The organism is Thermoplasma sp. Kam2015, from assembly GCF_003205235.1.
In the GTDB taxonomy this organism is placed as follows: Archaea; Thermoplasmatota; Thermoplasmata; order Thermoplasmatales; family Thermoplasmataceae; genus Thermoplasma.
The window spans coordinates 111,658-128,612 of record NZ_QJSM01000018.1 but is presented as its reverse complement, the minus strand read 5'-3'; the positions used below and the strand labels follow the sequence as shown (position 1 = coordinate 128,612).

Below are 16,955 nucleotides of genomic sequence, written 5' to 3'. Positions count from 1 at the left end.
CTGTTTAATTCTTAATGCCTACTCTGGCACCTAATTTATCCATAAATAATGCATGTCTGTATCCCATATGTGCTATGACTGGAGGAGATCGCATAATAGAAAGTAAAAAATATTCAGGATTCTACCCTTCCCTCAACTGAATGACTGTGAGCAAATGCACTGTTTTCACGGAATATTTCCATGGCAACCGTGTTTGGATCGACGTGTTCATCGTAGTATCCATCTATTTCGCCATTCTCCAGAAACCTGCCGAATTCACGCCACACGCTCCGGTCAATTATCCTGGAGAGCGCAAGTCTCACCTCTTCCCTGTACCTTATCTTCTTCTTTCCATCATTTTTTTCGGTAAATACGCGATGTTCCTCTATTGCCCTTATCAGTTCACCATAACCCTCCCCCTTCAGGGAGTTCGTGCCGACAACCCTTGGCATCCAACCGTTCCTTTCATAGACATTGTCCATTATATCCTTGAGGGCAAAGAACGAATCTTCCCTGTCCATCTTGTTTATGACGAAGATATCCCCGATCTCCATCATTCCCGATTTTATCGCCTGTATACTGTCGCCAAGACCTGGCGCCAGAGTTACTATTACAGTATCTGCCAGATAAACAATATCTATGTCAGATTGTCCGGCTCCTACCGTCTCTATTATTATGAAATCGTTTCCTGCGGCATCGAGTATCTTCACCATGTTCCATGTGGATCTTGAGAGACCACCGGTCATTCCCCTGTTAGAGACGCTTCTCATATATATTCCATACTTGGAGAGCGTATCCTGCATCCTTATCCTGTTTCCCAGTATGGTACCGCCGCTGAAAGGACTGCTTGCATCAACAGCCAGTATGGATACCTTTTTTCCCATCTCGGTCAGTTTTCTGGACAGTATACCGATCATGGTGCTCTTACCGACGCCAGGAGGCCCAGTTATACCAAGGATATGCGCATGCCCCGTCATACCGTAAATAGCCCTTATTATCTCGTATGACCTTTCATTGTCCTCCTCTATGATGGATATGGCCCGAGCGATGATCCTAGGATCATGCGCAGCAATGCCTTCTATGATGGAACGCGTATCCATTTACATCTCCTTTTTCCTTCTAGCCTCTTCTCCACGCTTACGTATGTGTTCTATTATGGTGGCAAGCGGCGTACCAGGCCCATAGTTTCCGGTCACTCCGATAGCCTCCAGCTTGGGCTTATCATCGTCGGGTATTATCCCGCCACCAACAACCGCTATATCATCCACTCCGCGCTCCTTGAGGAGATCAACGACCTTCTTGAAGGCGGTCATGTGGGCGCCGTTCAGCAGGCTTAAGCCTATGACATCAACATCCTCGCTTATTGCAATATCCACGACCTGTTCAGGGGTCGGGAGCAGGCCGGCATAGATTACATCCATACCGGCATCCCTCAGCGCCCTTGCAAGCACGAATATGCCACGATCATGGCCGTCTATAGCAGGTTTGGCAAGAAGCACCTTAATGGGTCTAGACGATGACAGGTTCTTTCCAGCTTCCAAATACCTCCCTCCCTACATCCGATATCTCCTGAACTGTGGCGTACGACTCAACAGCCCTGATATAATAGGGCATCAGATTCTCATTTTCGTCCAGCATCGCATTTCTGAGATCTTCGAGTGCCTTCTTAACCTTTGCTTCATCCCTAGTTCTTTTGATCTCCCTGAGTCTTGCAATCTGGGCCTCTTCCGCTTTCTTATCTATCTTGAGATAATTTATGGGTTCTTCGCCTTCCTCTATGTATTTGTTAACGCCAACCATTATCTCCTCTCCATTCTCCAACCGCTTCTGCCTCTTGTATGATGTATCAGCAATTTCCTTCTGTATGTACCCCTTCTTTATCGCCTCGAGTATCCCGCCCATGCTCTCGATCCTGTCAAAGTATTTGTAGGCCTCCTCCTCCATCTTATCGGTGAGCCACTCTACATAATAAGATCCGCCGAGCGGATCTATAACGTCTGGAATGCCACTCTCCTCCGCTATTATCTGCTGCGTTCTGAGAGCCACCTTGACGGCACCGTCTGATGGAAGGGCCCATGCCTCATCATAGGAGTTTGTGTGCAGGCTCTGCGTACCGCCGAGCACGGCAGCCATGGCTTCTATGGTAGTCCTGATTATATTGTTGAGAGGCTGCTGCCACGTCAGAGTATAACCTGAGGTCTGGGTATGGAACCTCAGCGTCATTGATCTTGGATTCTTTGCTCCATATTTTTCCTTCATGACGGTGGCCCATATGCGTCTCGCGGCCCTGAGTTTGGCAATCTCCTCGAAGAAGTTTATTGACGAATTGAAGAAGAACGAAAGGCGCGGAGCAAAATCATCAACATTGAGGCCCGATTTTATGCCGAGATCGACGTAATAAAAACCGTCCGCAAGCGTGAAAGCCAGCTCCTGAACTGCACTGGAACCGGCTTCCCTTATATGGTATCCCGATATGCTTATGTAGTTCCATTTAGGAACGTTCTTCGTGCAGTAGACCATCATATCCCTTATTATCCTGATGTGCGCCTCCGGCGGATACATCCATTCCTTCTGGGCGATGTATTCCTTGAGTATGTCAGCCTGAACTGTACCGGACACCTTATCGAACGGTACACCCTGCTTTTTGGCTATGGCCAGGTACATGGCTGTCAGAATGGCCGCTGGTGCATTTATCGTCATGGAGGTTGAAACCTTTCCAAGATCTATGCCCCTGAATATGGTCTCCATATCCTTTAGCGTTGATACATTCACACCGCATTTGCCTATTTCCCCCTCGGATCTTGGGTTATCTGCATCATATCCGTAAAGCGTCGGCATATCAAAGGCTATGCTGAGACCGGTTTCTCCATTTTCAATCAAATAGTGCAGTCTCCTGTTGGTATCCTCCGGCGTGCCGAAACCAGAAAACATCCTCATGGTCCAAAGCTTGCCCCTGTACATGTTTGGGTATATACCCCTGGTGAATGGATATTCACCCGGCATTCCAAGCCTCTTTTCTACGTCCGGAACGTCTTCCCTTGTATATATCTCCTTTAACGTGATCTCGGATGAATTCTGATATTTCTTCTCCTTATACCCCGTTTGCCTATTCCAGGGCGTCAAGGTGCTGGCAACCCATCTCTCGTATTCCTGATTTTTTCTATCAGTATTGAATTCGTCCAGCTTCTTCTTCCAGAAACTATCCATATATAGCATAATAATACATGATAGATTAAAGTTATGCTAATTTCCCACCGTATATCTGTTTTTCAGATCGGAAATACCGTTCACCAAATAAGACGGCCAATATCACAGTATTTATATGTGAATTGAATATTATAATGTGTATACAACACGTCTTGTATCTCTGATCAGGAGCAGAGGATTGTACTCTCCTACAGGAAGATACGATGCGGTTCCATCTTATGGTAAAATATTCTATGGATCTGGATATCCAATAACGGGTGTGATAAAATTCCTCGGCTATTACGACAGTACATTCAACATAGCCAACTTTCCTTCTATATCAATTAACACAGATTTTTCTGAGGCATACTCCGCTGTTATGCTGACCGAAGATGCTGGCAATGACAGTGTCATATTCGACGGAGTGGAAGACGAAGGCGTGAAGAGAAGAGCCATAAAGGCGCTGCATGTGTTCCGTAACATATATTCAGTGAGGGGTTCATTTCATCTTTATGTCTCAATGAAGAGAAAATACGATAACGCAAAGGGACTTGGAGAATCTGCCTCTATGGCGGCCGCAGCTGCGAGATCTATCGCAAGGGCCGTCTTTGGTGAAGAATCGATCGGAGATGGCCCATTCGTTTCGAAGATAGCCAGACTTGCATCAGGGTCAGGATCCAAATCCGTCAATGGTCCGCTTTCTCTGTGGATATCTGACTCAGGATATTCCCATGACAGTTCCTTTTCTCTGAATCTGCCCTTTAATGGAAACAAGATCTCGATCTGTGCGATTCCGTTATCTGGCAATATGAGCACTGAGGACGCGCATTCAGCTGCCTTGAGATCGCCATTCTACAATGCATGGGCCTCCTATCAGCGACAGGCAGTACTTGACTTCCTGAACATGGAATTTGATGCGGATACCATAATGAGAACCGCTCTTGGCAGCACACTCAAGATGCATTCAATCCTGATGTCATCCGCATCTTTAGTATGGACAGACAGAACAATGAAAATCGTGAAAAATATCATGGATTTTAGATTGCGCGGGAATTCCGTAAGCTTATCAATAGACACAGGACCATCTGTGGTGATAATCGCTGAAAGCGATTCCGAACTTAAAGAGATTTCAGATGCAATAGGTGAGATCTGCATTGAGGGTAAATTGGCTGAGGGTGAACCCAAGATACCGCTAGAGTTCATGGAGAGGGCAAAGGAGTCGCTTACGAAGTACGCGTGATCTACCCTCAGCGGAATCTTCGGATGTTCCTTTTATCGAAGAGATATCTGCCTCTACATGTATATTCCATACAAGACCTATACCGTGATATCCGCAGGCTTAAATTAGAGTTTAATCTATACCGTTCATGTATCGTACCATCTGGTTATCGCTGAGGATGCAAAAGCATGGAAATGCAATTTATACATTTGTTGAAGGAAGCCCGTGTATCTCTTATACGAAGAGAGAGTTTTACCGCTTCCTCCAAACTTCAAATTTAGCTGATAAATGTATTAGTGCACCAGTTAGACGTTTTGAATTATCCATCTCATGCAGTTTGTGAACATCTAATCGATCAACATAATCTTGAAATTATCAGGCTATCTGGCGGAAATGGACTCTGCATCGAGTTCAAGTATCCTGCCACCCGTATCTATGTGCATAGTGCTAAGCTGATGCACCAGCTTGAGAGGCCATGGGTATTTATCGCCCCACAGTGTTTTTACTGTCATTGCCGCCGAACTCACGCTGAATCTGTTTCCCGGACTCACGATGATGTTTTTCCTTATGATCATACCAGCCAATATCCCACCTATGTAAAGATATTCATCCCGCTTCGTGGATCTGGTCAGATGCTTCGCCACACCTATGGCACTGGTATTCAGAATTACACCGGCATGGGTTGCAAGCCCAGCGTACCTAGGATGAAGTATCCCATTTCCATCTATGAAAAGCAAATCGGCATTTCTGTAAAGTCGTCTTATGAACTTGAACTCCCTGAATCCCAGATACCCCGGTATGTATGGAAAGCGGATCTTGTCGCTGAACACATAGGATTTTATCTCTTCACCATGCAGTACGACGGAAGAGGCAAACCCCATTCTGTCGGTATACGACACGTCGAAGGCCTCTATCAAATCAAATTTTTCTGGGCCATATTCATTGTATTCTTCCGCTATCTTTCTCTGGTATTCCTGCATCTTTTTCAGGGGGTAATCTGTCCTGAAATCCCGGAATCTATGATGTTCAAAATCCTCTATTTTGCCTGAAACAACTGGGATCCCATCAGCTTTCAGTCGCCGCACCTTCTCCTGAGGCCCAAGAGGATGCGTGTAGTTTCCCACCGTTCCGTCATGAAGAACCACCCTGTAGCATGGAATGCCATCCGGATCCTCATTGATAGAGAGCATATAGCCAACTGCCCTGGCAGCTATCGGATCGCCTAGCGCCTCAGCAAGATCTCCATAAGTGGTCACATACCCATCAGGTATCTGCTTCACGAGATTATAAAAATATGAATATAGATCAAAGTCCTCAAGATCCATCCTAATCTCAACGCTGCGAACCTTAAATACTTGATCCTATGAAAAGTATTTCTAGGTATCATGTATCATTCCTCCATGGATAAGGATTCTGCCAGGAAGCTCATCGCTATTGTGTCGGCAGACATGAAGCGCCCGGCTTCTCTGACAATTCAGGATTTCATAAATGTCATATCTTTCAGGAGAAAGATGTTGCCGCCAGACGTAGTCAGGAAATTTGTGGAGGTGGCAACTGCAGAAGGGCTCCTGGCGAAAAAGGGAGATGCGTATTCCCCCAATTTCAGCACCGGTGGAGTTGTGGTTCCGCTGGATTTCACAGTTGATGAAAAAACGCTCTTTTCCAGCAATGCCGATAAACCCATAATAGACAGAATACTGGATGCTGCCGCAGCATCCGGAAAAATGACTAAGAAGGAAGCCATAACCAGAGCAAGATCGCTGATGGAAAATACAAAATATCTCTCGTTTCAGACTGTATTGCTCAGTGTTCTGGTTGATGAAAATATAGATGTATCTGATTTCATCAGGGAGATTGAGGAAAAGAAAAATTATACCTCTTGAATTATGATGTCATCTTTTGCAACCTCTTGGCGATCTCCATAGCCTGATCCACATCCCCTATGGACATGGCGATATCTGACGCTGTATCATACAGATATGAAAATGAATCTGCCAGATCCTTCCTCTCCTTCTTGTTCTTTATTCCGGCGATATAATCTTCGAGGTTTTCTATGGCCTTCATTATCATCTCAAATGCCCTGTGCTCATCCTCTTCCCTGACTATATTAACTATTCCCTGAACGGCGTCGAAATAATCGTCTATGTCTCCTATTTCTTGGCTCTTCTTCATAACTTCCTCATAGAGCTTCAGAGCCTCCTCCTTGTTTTCCTGCGCCACAATTCCAGCCTTTGAGGATAGGGCTATCAACAGGATCTCGTCATCACCCATATCTTTAGCCTTCTGTATTGCCGTATCCAGTTTTTCTATTGCTCCCTTCTTATCTCCTGAATCCATAAGTATCGAGGCTATGTTTATCAGATCCAGTACCACAAGATCGTTCTCTCCCAGCTTTGTATGCGTGTCCAGAGACATCTGGGCATACTTGAGTGCATTCTGAGGTTCATCCTTCTGAAGGTAATGATATATCTGAGATATCTTGTAGTAGACCTCTGCCTTCAAATCTTCATCTTCAACCTTGTCTATTACAGCGAGATAATCCCTCAGCGAGTCAACGTACTTTTCCTTCTCGAAATTCTTATCGGCTGTCTTAAGCAGATCTTCAACTTCACTCATCTATTCACCACTGGCTTTATATGAACGCCCAAATATGTAGATCTTATCATTCTATCTCTATTCATCTTTGGATACATCTGCGTAATTTAAGAGTTTCGTGTTATATGAATTGGAAATTATTGACATGCCTACCTCTTAGGTTCTTATGCGGTAGTGTATCGTATACTTTCTCTGGCCTGAATATGAGAAACCCATCTTTCTGTAGAGTTCAATTGCCGGATTATTTTCCGATACTATCAGCGATACTGAATTATATCCTAGTTGCTTGAGGCTTGAGGCTGCAGTAGAGATCATACTGCTTGCAATACCTCTTCTCCTATACTCTGGATCAACGAATATATCTGAGAAATAAGGATCATTCGATCCAGCATATGAAACTGAAAGAAGGCCAGCTTTAATTCCATCATCGATCAGAACAAGACTTGCATCCCGTATGATGGCTGTCTCCTGCCCGCCTATTTCATCGGCAAGGTATTTCACGCGCATTTCCCTGCTCCTGGGTAGCAGGATCTGATCTTCCGTTCCTGTGAAGGCCTTGAATTCAGCATCTGAGAACTCCTGAATCATCTTTTCATCGAACTTTTCGAATTTTATTTCTTCGTGCCCGTACCTGATGGATGATAAATCAGCAGTCATCCTGATCCTGGACAGCGTGGAGTATCCCCTGTCTTTAAGCACCCTCTCAGCATCTTCGCTGGCATTGAAAATCTCATCTAGAAAGATCATCCTGTCATCGGAGTTTATTTCTATCCAGTTCAGGAGATTAGATACCCTCGCCTCATTGAAATATTTCTCGTCTAAAAATCCTATGTTTCCTATGCATCGATCGCCATACACAGAATCAACGTAAAAGGCATAGGCAACAACATCATTATCATGAAGGAGCACCCTGTTCTTTATTTCGTTGTTCGTCAATCGATCTGTCAATATACGAAATTTTTCCTCGTTTGTGATGTCCGGATAGTTCTTTTCAACGAAATCTATATACGGCCTTAGAATGAGATCCCATCTGAGCTTTACATTTTCCATATATATTCTTCTTCATAATTTCCTTTGAAGATAAAACAATGATCTTTATTCGTCATGGCTCTACGTGAATTGCCGTAGAAACAATTTAATAATTGACGGTTATCTTTCTACGATGATAATGGAAGATCAGGAAAGAACCGAGAAATACAATGAAGATGCACTCAGATATTCTGAGTACTTCAAGGGAAAAATACAGACAATATCAAAGGTTCCTGTCCGAAGTCTGGATGATTTTTCAATATGGTATACTCCGGGTGTTGCTGCCGTTTCAAAGAAGATAGCGTCCGATCCGGATCTCTCCTTTGAACTGACAGGCAGATGGAATTCAATAGCTATATTGACGGATGGTACTAGAGTCCTAGGCCTTGGGAACATAGGGCCAGAGGCCGCGATGCCTGTTATGGAGGGGAAGGCGCTTATATTCAACTATCTTGGCGGGGTAAACGCGATCCCCGTCCCCATAAGGGTAAAATCAAGAGAGGAATTCGTCAGCGTGGCAAAGGCTCTTGAGCCTTCATTCGGTGGAATAAACCTTGAGGATATAGAGAGCCCTAAATGCTTCTTTCTACTCGAGACCCTGCAGAAGGAGATGAACATACCAGTATGGCATGATGACCAGCTGGGTACCGCATCGATAACTCTGGCAGGTGTGATAAACTCATTGAGGGTTGTTGGAAAGAAGATCGATCAGGTAAAAGTTGTATTCAACGGCGCCGGTGCAGCGAACATAGCTGCGGCTTTTCTCTTCAAGGCTGCAGGTTTCAAGATGAAGAATATGATACTCGTCGATTCAAAGGGCATCCTCCAGCCGGAGCGCGAGGACATAGATTCACTCATGATAAATAATCCATGGAAATATCAGCTAGCCATCGAAACAAATGGAGAAAGGATCAAGGGTGACCTCTCCCATGCCGTAGAAGGCGCAGACCTTCTGATATCAGCTGCCAAATCAGGTCCTGATACCATAGACAGCAAAGTTGTGAGGAGGATGAATAAGGATGCCATAGTATTTGTTTTGGCAAATCCGATACCGGAGATGTGGCCGGAGGAGGCCAAGGAAAACGGAGCCAGAATAGTTGCAACTGGAAGAAGTGACTTTCCGAATCAGATCAATAACAGTCTAGTCTTTCCAGGCGTTTTCCGTGGCGTTCTGGATGCCAGAGCAAAGGGGGTCAATTTTGATGTTATGGTCGCTGCATCATACGAAATCGCCAACTTTGTGGAGGAGCCCAGCGAGGAAAAGATAGTACCAACCATGGAGGAATGGGAGCTCTACCCACGCCTTGCATCTGCTGTTGCCTCTAAGACTGTGGAATTAGGCCTGGCAAGGAAAAATGATAGCAAGGAGGGCTTTTACAGACGCGCGAGAGAGATAATAGAGAGCAATAGGAATATCTATTCCAAGCTAATGGATCTCGGATTGATAAAGAGGATGCCAAATGGTGAACACAAATATTAGAAGGATGAAGAAGGAAGACCTCCCAGAGGTCATGGATCAACTGCTCAGGCTGAAGAGGTTGAACTCGGAGTTCGATTGCTCGTTCACGGTTTCAGAGGAGTCCAAACCGGACATCGAGAAATACCTCACGAAGATACTCAATGATGACGCGCATGTGCTTTTGGTGGCAGAATACTCTTCGAAGGTTGTCGGCATTCTCATGGCCGACATACTCTTCAGAATATACTACACACCAAAATACGAAGCCAGGATCAGAGAGTTCTATGTCATGCCTGAATACAGGAGGAAGGGGATAGGAAAAATGCTAATAGAGGCTCTCAGAAGCACACTCAAGGAGAGGGACATTATACTGATCACGGCCGAATTCCCTTCGCTGAATCTCATAGCGCAGGACTTTTACAGAAAGCTAGGCTACCGCGAGATCGTTTCGATCTATGGCCAGACATCTACGAATGGGCCCTGCCCATAAAAACTTAAAGAGAGGTATAATTTCATCTGAATGTTCCGAACTTTTGTTCGGTACTAATTTCTAGATATAAAGAAAAATTTTATCCTATCATTTGATTTATACATTATGAAGGCTGCACTGATAGTAGTTGATATGGTTAACGAATTCGTTCACGGAAGGCTGGCAACTCCGGAAGCTCTTAAGACTGTAGAACCGTCGAGAATGGTCATAGAGGCCTTCCGAAACGCAGGACTTCCAGTTGTATACACGAATGACAGTCATTACCCAGACGATCCAGAGATGAACATATGGGGCCAGCATTCCATGAAGGGCGACTCAGGATCAGAGGTGATCGATGAGATCAGGCCTGAGTCTGGTGATTACATAGTGGAAAAACATACCTACAGCGGATTCTATGGAACAAATCTTGATATCATCCTGCGGTCCCATGGCATAGATACCGTTGTGATAATAGGCTTGGACGCGGACATATGCGTCAGGCATACTGCCGCTGATGCACTCTACAGAAACTATCACATAATGATCGTTGAAGATGCTGTTGCAGCAAGGATAGACAGGAACTGGAAGGATTACTTTGTGAAGGTCTATGGGGCAAGGATAGTGCGATCTGACGAGATTGCTAAGATTCTATCTGAGGATCAGATAGAGACATAGGCGATCATCAGATCCGAGACGTTGTTTCCTGTCCTGCCTGTCATTATGGCAGATCCGTACTTTGAAAGAAGAGTGTAGCTGTCGTTGTTCTTCAATGCCTCATCGATCTCATCTTCACTTATTCTTTTCTTAAGAGAAGAATCTACTATACCACCAGCAGCCGGGCTCACTCCATCAATTCCATCTGTTCCTATGCTTATGAAGAGGAAATCGCTGAATGTGCATTTCTTAAGAAACAGGAGAGAGATCTCAAGATTTCTCCCACCTATGCCCTTTCCTCTGACATTGACAGTCGTTTCGCCGCCCATGACCATCCAGAATGACTTTCCCTTGATCTTTGAAATTGCTTCAGCTATGGCGATTATGCTATCTGAGACATGATCAACGTCTCCGCTTATTCCTGATCCAATTGATACTATGGGCTCACCAACATAAGCTTCTATTTTTCTCACAAAATCCCTGTTGGATAGCACGATCTTTGTCTGTATTTTCCTGAAATATTCATCTTCTATCATAGACGTCTTCAGAAAGCGATCGATATTCAGTCCTATGACATCCTTGAATTTCTGATATACGGACACAGGATCAAGTTTGTTCTCAGAGAGCGGCCCAGAGGCTATTATGGATACATCATCGCCAGGAACATCGGATATTATGTATGCTGCGATGCTGGCTGGATACAGGAATTTTGCCAGCTTTCCACCCTTAACCGAAGAGAGGCATGATCGTATCGTATTGAGCTCGTATATATCGGCGGATGCCTGCATCATTCTCTTCGATATCTCAGATATCTGTTCAATCGTTATGCCATCCTCTGGTATCTCGAAAAGAGATGAACCACCACCTGAGATCAGCACAATAACAAGATCATCAGGGCCAGGCTTTATCTTTGATAGGAGCACGCGAGATGAGGACACGGACATGTTTGAAGTGTAAGGGTGTGTCCCCCTCAGAACCTCAAGCTCTGGGAATCCCTGGACATCCTGATCTACCGGCACTATTATGCCAGCGTATGCAAGCTTGCTTTTCACGTGATCTCTGATGCCAGCATACATTTCATATGATGCCTTTCCAAATCCCATCACAAATATGCGGGAGTACTTTGAAATATCGAGATCTTCGACTGCACTGGCCATCACCCTCGATGGATCCAGTTCATCAAACGTTCGCTTCAATATGTCCAGTATAAACTGTCTCCTTTCGCTTGTGTAGATCTCTCTGGCATTCTTGAATGTGAAGGCCATACTTCCTCAATGTCTATGGATATAATAATGATTACATCGCCATGACCATTTATGCATAGCGAAGCCCATCTTAATCATAAAAATGAACGTTTTTCCTGGGTTTTTCATGAGAATTTTTTAAAAAAGTATTTGACTTGCATTGGCATAATCTTCTATGGTCGAATTTAAGAGCAGCCATCCAGCCTTTGACCAGATGAAGATAACGCCAACCTTCATAGAAGTTACGATACTATCTTCCATGGGTGTCTTCATGGATGGCTTCAGCCTCTCGATATTCTCAGCTGCTCTCACATATCTGCAGGCCTACATACTGGTAAGGGCAATATATGTCTCGCTGGCAGCTTCAGCAATATACATAGGAATGTTCCTGGGAAGCTTCAGCATGGGGCATCTCTCCGACAGGATCGGAAGGAAACGGATGTACACTTACGATCTCGCCATAACGAGCCTTTTTCTGATCTTAACCGCTCTTTCAACCACATTCTACGAGTTCTTCATCTTTGAGCTTCTCGCAGGAATAGGTATAGGCGCAGACTACCCGCTCAGCTCATCAATAGAGGCTGAGTTCTCACCGAGGAGATCGAGGGGCCGTTTCCTGGTATTCAACATATTCATGTGGACCATAGGATCGATAGTGTTCTACGTCATATCTATACCGCTCATATACAGATTCGGATCTACGTCATGGCGCTGGATGTACGCCGTTGGCGCAATAGTGCCCATAATCGTAATACTTGCCAGACGTGCGCTGCCAGAGAGCCCGTACTGGCTTGTAAAGGCCGGCAGGGAGGATGAAGCGAAAAAGATAGCGGACGACATAGGAAAAGAAGTTGGATACACTGACGTTGAATTGCCCATGGTGGAGAAGGGATCCAGCTCCTATAAATCTGTATTCACCGGATCATATCTGCCACTCATAATATTCGCAAGCCTGGCTTGGTTCTCCTACGATGTCTCAAGCTATGGGGTATGGAATTACACTCCTTCCATATTTGTATCTGTTGGTGTATCCGCGATCAACAGCATACTTTCCACGCTGCTCGAGGATCTTCCTGTCATTGTGGGCTTTGTGATATGCCTCATTTTGATCGAGCGTGTGGGCCGCAAATTGCTGCAATCAGTAGGTTTCGGTTTGGCTGGTGTTTCTCTGCTGACGTTTGCACTCTATGCCGATCACAGGACAATGCCGTTCATAATGATATTCACTGCCTTTGCCCTCATGCATCTGTTCCACAATATCGGCCCGACAAACCTCACGTACGTTTATCCTGTGGAGATATTTCCAACGCGAATTAGGGGAACGGCCATGGGCATCGCCACTGCCGCATCGAGGATAGGTGCCATACTCGGCGTCTTTGCCTTCCCCCTGATAACAGACAGCGTTGGCATGTCCTCTGGCCTCCTGTTCTTCGCAATATTTGAGTTCGTCGGCTTCATCGTAACCGTGACTCTTGCGCCAGAGACCAAGGCAAAACCCATATCATAATTGATAAATATAATATCCTGATTTTGGCACGTGGTCATCCTAATAAATCCATCCATACTGGAATCATCGTTCATACCAGAGCGGCTCATAGCTAGGGATGCCGAACTCACCAGAATAATGGAAACGGTTATAAAACCGACTAAGAATGGCATAACCACCAATCTGATACTTTATGGGGATTCTGGAACGGGCAAAACTGTGACAATGAGGTATCTTGCAAGGGAGGTTAAGGATCCTCATGTTGTCTATGTCAACGCAATCGCCTACAGATATGTGAAGAATGTCCTCATTGATTTTCTTTCAAGATTCGGGATCATAGTACCGGAGAGATCTTCATATGCCAGCCTGTTCACAAGGATCGAGAGCCTTTTGAAGGATCAGGGAAAGAACGTTATTCTTGTCATAGATGAGGCCTCCAACATACTGAAGGGTGATTATGATGGACTCTACTATCTTTTCAGATCCAAGGACTCCTTCGATGTGAACATATCTACGATATTCGTGGTGATGGAAGATCCTGCCATACTTTTCGATTCAAAGATCAGGAAATCTTACGGAATGTTTGGGGAGATGAAGTTTCGCAGATACACAAAGAATGAGATATATCAGATCGTGGTGAATCGTGCTTTGCAGTCTCTGGTGGATGGAGGATACGATGACGATGTGCTGGATTACATAGCTGAGGTTTCGGCGGAGTACGGCAGCGCACGTGTTGGCATAGACATACTGGCCAAGGCCGCGCACATAGCCGAATACAGGAGATCTGCAAAGATCAGCTTTGATGATGTCAGGGCCGCAAGATCCATGATAAGTCCATTCGTAACCGAAAGCAAGCTTGCATCCATGGATTACGAAGATCTACTGGTCCTGCTCGCCGTATGCAGGTGCCTTTCCTCTTCAAAATTCACCGATCTAGATTGCGTATCGCAGAATCTGAGCATGATCTCTGAACAGTATGGGAAGAGAGACATCAATCTCTATGACAGGATCAGGAAACTGGAGAACAACGGTATGATAAGTGCGACACTGGAAGGACAGGGGCGCGGTGAAGGTGTAAAGAAGATGATAAGCATATACGACGTACCCGTAAGCATACTCACTGAGAGAATTGAAAATCTTCTAAACGCCTGATCCTTTTATCCTGATCGAAGAGGAAGTTTATCTCCTCAAAAGATCTTTCAAGATACCTTGAATAATATTTGTAGTCTATCCGGTCTTCTCCGTCAAAGTCTACGATCCTCTTCCCTTCATCAACAACATAGTAATTTATGATCTGCCCCGGCATGATCTGTGCACTTCTGTCGTAGATCTCCAGTGCGGATCTGGTGAGGTTCTTCACGTGGTATTCCTCCGGTCTCCTAGTAACCTTCCTGGAAAGGATGAAATAAGAACGCGGATAATGCCTAAGATTCTTGACGTAACGCTGCTCAAGATCCATTACCTCCGATCGTTTTTCCTGGATGCAGTTCAGATCGTGGCATTCGGAGAGGATTTTAAGCGCATCCATCTGGAATACCTTGCATATCTCCGGTACATCCGAACGCCTGATCATCAAGCCGCGTATCTTGTACTTACCGGACCGATCGAGACCAAAGTATCTTGATGGCGATCCGGTTCCATCTCTTTCGGGCAGAAATGCGATCCACCAGTAATGACCACTCAGCACTATATCTATTCTGGTGCGGCGTTTTATCTCTGCTAAAACCATGTCTATTTCACCCGATCCACTTATCCACAGCGAGTCCACTATCCCATGTATCATCTCAAAATTGTTCTCATGCGCCACCTCTATGGCCTCTGCCAGGGTCTTTCTTCCTATTTCAGTAATCTTCTCGTGAACCTCGATCTTTCCGAATTTTGCATTCTTATATCCAGTGTATCCAAATGACGTGAGAAGAAGCCACTTCAGTGCAACATTTCTGCTATGGTAAACGTCGTTATCTCCATCTATGGCCTTGTAAAGAAGCCTTCTGTTGAGGAGCCCCTCCAGGGCCTCCGGTAAAAACCCTATCCTGCCAGGGGTGAGGCCGTACTTCACTATTATGCTTGGGTACATGGATGAAAAATCGATCTCGTACACATCAGTATAAACTCCAGGCAAAGGCTGAAATATCAGTCCACCGCGGTCCTTGTCCATGATCTCGTATTTGGTCTTTGGATTCTCATGATCATCCTTCTTGAATGGAACAAGCATCCCCTTTCTAACCGCCTCTGCAAGTTCCATGGATGAGACGGCCGTTCCAGGCGTCACTATTGATACATAAAGCGGCGGTAAGAAGGAGACCCTGGATACCTCGTATATACCACTGAGGCCGCTTTCCGCATAGAAAAAGGATCTGGAATTTATTGCTATCTTACCCGGGATGTCAAGATACGAATCTCTGTATGATATCTGCCCGTATGAAATGAAAGACCTCCCTGGATAAAACCTTGCACGTATTCCGACTGCGTCCAGTTTTCTGTAGAATAGAGTTGGATCATCATATATTATGACCTGGGCATCCATCATGCGATCATAAAACTTGCTTTCACTCACCAGCTCTCCATCAACGTTGCATACGCCCTTTCTGCATTCTACAAGCGCCACATCCAAATCGGGATCCATATCGTATGGAGTCTGCATCTCAAAAAAGGACAGCCCATTTGAAGCCATGAAGCGCAGCACCGGATCTATATCTGCGTTGTATACCCTGTATTTTCTTCCATAGCCTATGGCTGAAAAGATTATATCGCCTAATCTCCTGGCGCGTGATGGTCTTATCCATATTTTTATACCATCCCTGTAGCCATAGATATCCGGCATTGTGCTGTATTCATACCTCAAATTAGTCGAGTCAAGCTGGGCATAAAGAGCGTCCATATCATATTTATCGCCAGTAACAAATATCCATGATGTATTCCTGAAGAACCTTTTCTTTACCTTGCCGCCAGAGTATTCATAAACTGTCACCTGATCCGATCCCCTGGCATCGATGTACGTTTGACCACCTCTATAAGCATGTATAACAGAAGCCCAAAGTCCACATCAATGCCTGCATAGGAGATCTCTGCAGCATGCATCTTTCCAGACCTGATCAGCTCTTCAAGAATTTCTCCATCGCCAGCACGCATCACCTTCTTCATCTCCTCCATTCTTGATATAAGGCTGTCAATCGCCTGTCTAGTACTGGGCGTACTCCTCCCCATAAACCTCACCATGCAGCATATTCCTGAAGATCAGGCGCCCGCCAACGACCATAAAGATTATATCACAGCCTGAATAGAACGTCTTCATCCTCATGGAATCGTAGAGATTGTCCAGATCCTGATATGGCCAGGAATTCACTATATCAGATCTGGCCAGTATTATATATGGAGTGTTAGGGCCGTCAACGATGGATCTGATGAGCTGATATACAGTCAATATGCGCTGTATCTTTGCACCATCAGGCAGTTCAGAGAAATCCATTATTATACCGTCGGTTATGAGCAGTGAATATTCCTCGTATTCTCTCAAACTTTCCCTGACGAGGGGATAATCAGTATCAAGATTGTCAATTATCAGTAGATTTCCTGCCATAGATTTAAGATCCGTGCATGGAAAAAACCGTTGCTGAAGAGATACAAAATGAAAA

Annotated in this window: 17 protein-coding genes; 7 read left to right on the top strand and 10 right to left on the bottom strand. The window is 45.0% G+C overall.

Annotated elements, in window-relative coordinates:
- Positions 1 to 113: 113 nt before the first annotated feature.
- The 3 genes from meaB to DMB44_RS02340 are packed head-to-tail and all read right to left on the bottom strand — an operon-like array spanning position 114 to position 3,186.
- On the bottom strand, positions 114 to 1,079 hold the full coding sequence (gene meaB, locus DMB44_RS02350) for a methylmalonyl Co-A mutase-associated GTPase MeaB (protein ID WP_110640431.1): 966 nt from the start codon (positions 1,077 to 1,079) through the stop codon (positions 114 to 116).
- Positions 1,080 to 1,520 (bottom strand): cobalamin B12-binding domain-containing protein, encoded by a 441-nt coding sequence (locus DMB44_RS02345; RefSeq protein WP_110640430.1) that lies wholly within the window; start codon positions 1,518 to 1,520, stop codon positions 1,080 to 1,082.
- On the bottom strand, positions 1,489 to 3,186 hold the full coding sequence (locus DMB44_RS02340; RefSeq protein WP_110640429.1) for a methylmalonyl-CoA mutase family protein: 1,698 nt from the start codon (positions 3,184 to 3,186) through the stop codon (positions 1,489 to 1,491). Before DMB44_RS02340 ends, DMB44_RS02345 begins: the two co-directional genes overlap by 32 nt.
- 136 nt (positions 3,187 to 3,322) lie before the next feature.
- On the opposite strand from DMB44_RS02340, the gene DMB44_RS02335 reads away from it, so the two are divergent.
- On the top strand, positions 3,323 to 4,405 hold the full coding sequence (locus tag DMB44_RS02335; RefSeq protein ID WP_110640428.1) for a hypothetical protein: 1,083 nt from the start codon (positions 3,323 to 3,325) through the stop codon (positions 4,403 to 4,405).
- A 359-nt stretch (positions 4,406 to 4,764) separates the two neighbouring features.
- Here the strand turns inward: DMB44_RS02335 and DMB44_RS02330 are convergent, their stop codons facing one another.
- Positions 4,765 to 5,709 (bottom strand): endonuclease V, encoded by a 945-nt coding sequence (locus DMB44_RS02330; RefSeq protein WP_110640427.1) that lies wholly within the window; start codon positions 5,707 to 5,709, stop codon positions 4,765 to 4,767.
- Positions 5,710 to 5,784: 75 nt separating this feature from the next.
- On the opposite strand from DMB44_RS02330, the gene DMB44_RS02325 reads away from it, so the two are divergent.
- Positions 5,785 to 6,267, top strand: coding sequence for a DUF2240 family protein (locus tag DMB44_RS02325; protein WP_110640657.1), 483 nt, complete (start codon positions 5,785 to 5,787; stop codon positions 6,265 to 6,267).
- A gap of 1 nt (position 6,268) precedes the next feature.
- Here the strand turns inward: DMB44_RS02325 and DMB44_RS02320 are convergent, their stop codons facing one another.
- Together DMB44_RS02320 and DMB44_RS02315 are read right to left on the bottom strand one after the other, a co-directional pair.
- Entirely contained in the window at positions 6,269 to 7,000 is a 732-nt protein-coding gene (locus DMB44_RS02320; protein WP_110640426.1) for a hypothetical protein, read from the bottom strand.
- A 135-nt stretch (positions 7,001 to 7,135) separates the two neighbouring features.
- Entirely contained in the window at positions 7,136 to 8,029 is an 894-nt protein-coding gene (locus tag DMB44_RS02315; RefSeq protein ID WP_237265243.1) for a GNAT family N-acetyltransferase, read from the bottom strand.
- A 112-nt stretch (positions 8,030 to 8,141) separates the two neighbouring features.
- On the opposite strand from DMB44_RS02315, the gene DMB44_RS02310 reads away from it, so the two are divergent.
- From DMB44_RS02310 to DMB44_RS02300, 3 genes are all read left to right on the top strand, one after another.
- On the top strand, positions 8,142 to 9,488 hold the full coding sequence (locus DMB44_RS02310; RefSeq protein ID WP_110640425.1) for an NADP-dependent malic enzyme: 1,347 nt from the start codon (positions 8,142 to 8,144) through the stop codon (positions 9,486 to 9,488).
- Positions 9,469 to 9,957, top strand: a complete 489-nt coding sequence (locus DMB44_RS02305; protein WP_110640424.1) for a GNAT family N-acetyltransferase — start codon at positions 9,469 to 9,471, stop codon at positions 9,955 to 9,957. Before DMB44_RS02310 ends, DMB44_RS02305 begins: the two co-directional genes overlap by 20 nt.
- A 105-nt stretch (positions 9,958 to 10,062) precedes the next feature.
- Complete coding sequence (locus DMB44_RS02300; RefSeq protein WP_110640423.1) at positions 10,063 to 10,611, top strand: cysteine hydrolase family protein; 549 nt, start codon at positions 10,063 to 10,065, stop codon at positions 10,609 to 10,611.
- Here DMB44_RS02300 and DMB44_RS02295 read toward each other — a convergent pair.
- Complete coding sequence (locus DMB44_RS02295) at positions 10,596 to 11,855, bottom strand: glycerate kinase (RefSeq protein ID WP_110640422.1); 1,260 nt, start codon at positions 11,853 to 11,855, stop codon at positions 10,596 to 10,598. The genes DMB44_RS02300 and DMB44_RS02295 overlap by 16 nt on opposite strands.
- A 154-nt stretch (positions 11,856 to 12,009) precedes the next feature.
- Here DMB44_RS02295 and DMB44_RS02290 point away from each other — a divergent pair, with 154 nt between their 5' ends.
- Complete coding sequence (locus tag DMB44_RS02290; protein WP_110640421.1) at positions 12,010 to 13,341, top strand: MFS transporter; 1,332 nt, start codon at positions 12,010 to 12,012, stop codon at positions 13,339 to 13,341.
- 30 nt (positions 13,342 to 13,371) lie between these two features.
- Positions 13,372 to 14,472 carry a Cdc6/Cdc18 family protein gene (locus DMB44_RS02285; RefSeq protein WP_237265242.1) on the top strand — a complete coding sequence of 367 codons (1,101 nt, stop codon included), beginning with the start codon at positions 13,372 to 13,374 and terminating at the stop codon, positions 14,470 to 14,472.
- On the opposite strand, the gene DMB44_RS02280 is transcribed toward DMB44_RS02285, so the two are convergent.
- Genes DMB44_RS02280 through DMB44_RS02270 form a run of 3 tightly spaced genes read right to left on the bottom strand, consistent with a single transcriptional unit; the run spans position 14,438 to position 16,900 of the window.
- Entirely contained in the window at positions 14,438 to 16,291 is a 1,854-nt protein-coding gene (locus DMB44_RS02280; RefSeq protein WP_110640420.1) for a type B DNA-directed DNA polymerase, read from the bottom strand. The two genes, DMB44_RS02285 and DMB44_RS02280, sit on opposite strands and share 35 nt — an antisense overlap.
- Positions 16,288 to 16,527, bottom strand: a complete 240-nt coding sequence (locus DMB44_RS02275) for a hypothetical protein (RefSeq protein ID WP_153280110.1) — start codon at positions 16,525 to 16,527, stop codon at positions 16,288 to 16,290. The genes DMB44_RS02280 and DMB44_RS02275 overlap by 4 nt, the downstream gene beginning before the upstream one ends.
- Positions 16,502 to 16,900: a hypothetical protein gene (locus DMB44_RS02270; RefSeq protein WP_110640418.1), complete on the bottom strand. Its 399-nt coding sequence runs from the start codon at positions 16,898 to 16,900 to the stop codon at positions 16,502 to 16,504. The genes DMB44_RS02275 and DMB44_RS02270 overlap by 26 nt, the downstream gene beginning before the upstream one ends.
- Between the last annotated feature and the right edge of the window lie 55 nt (positions 16,901 to 16,955).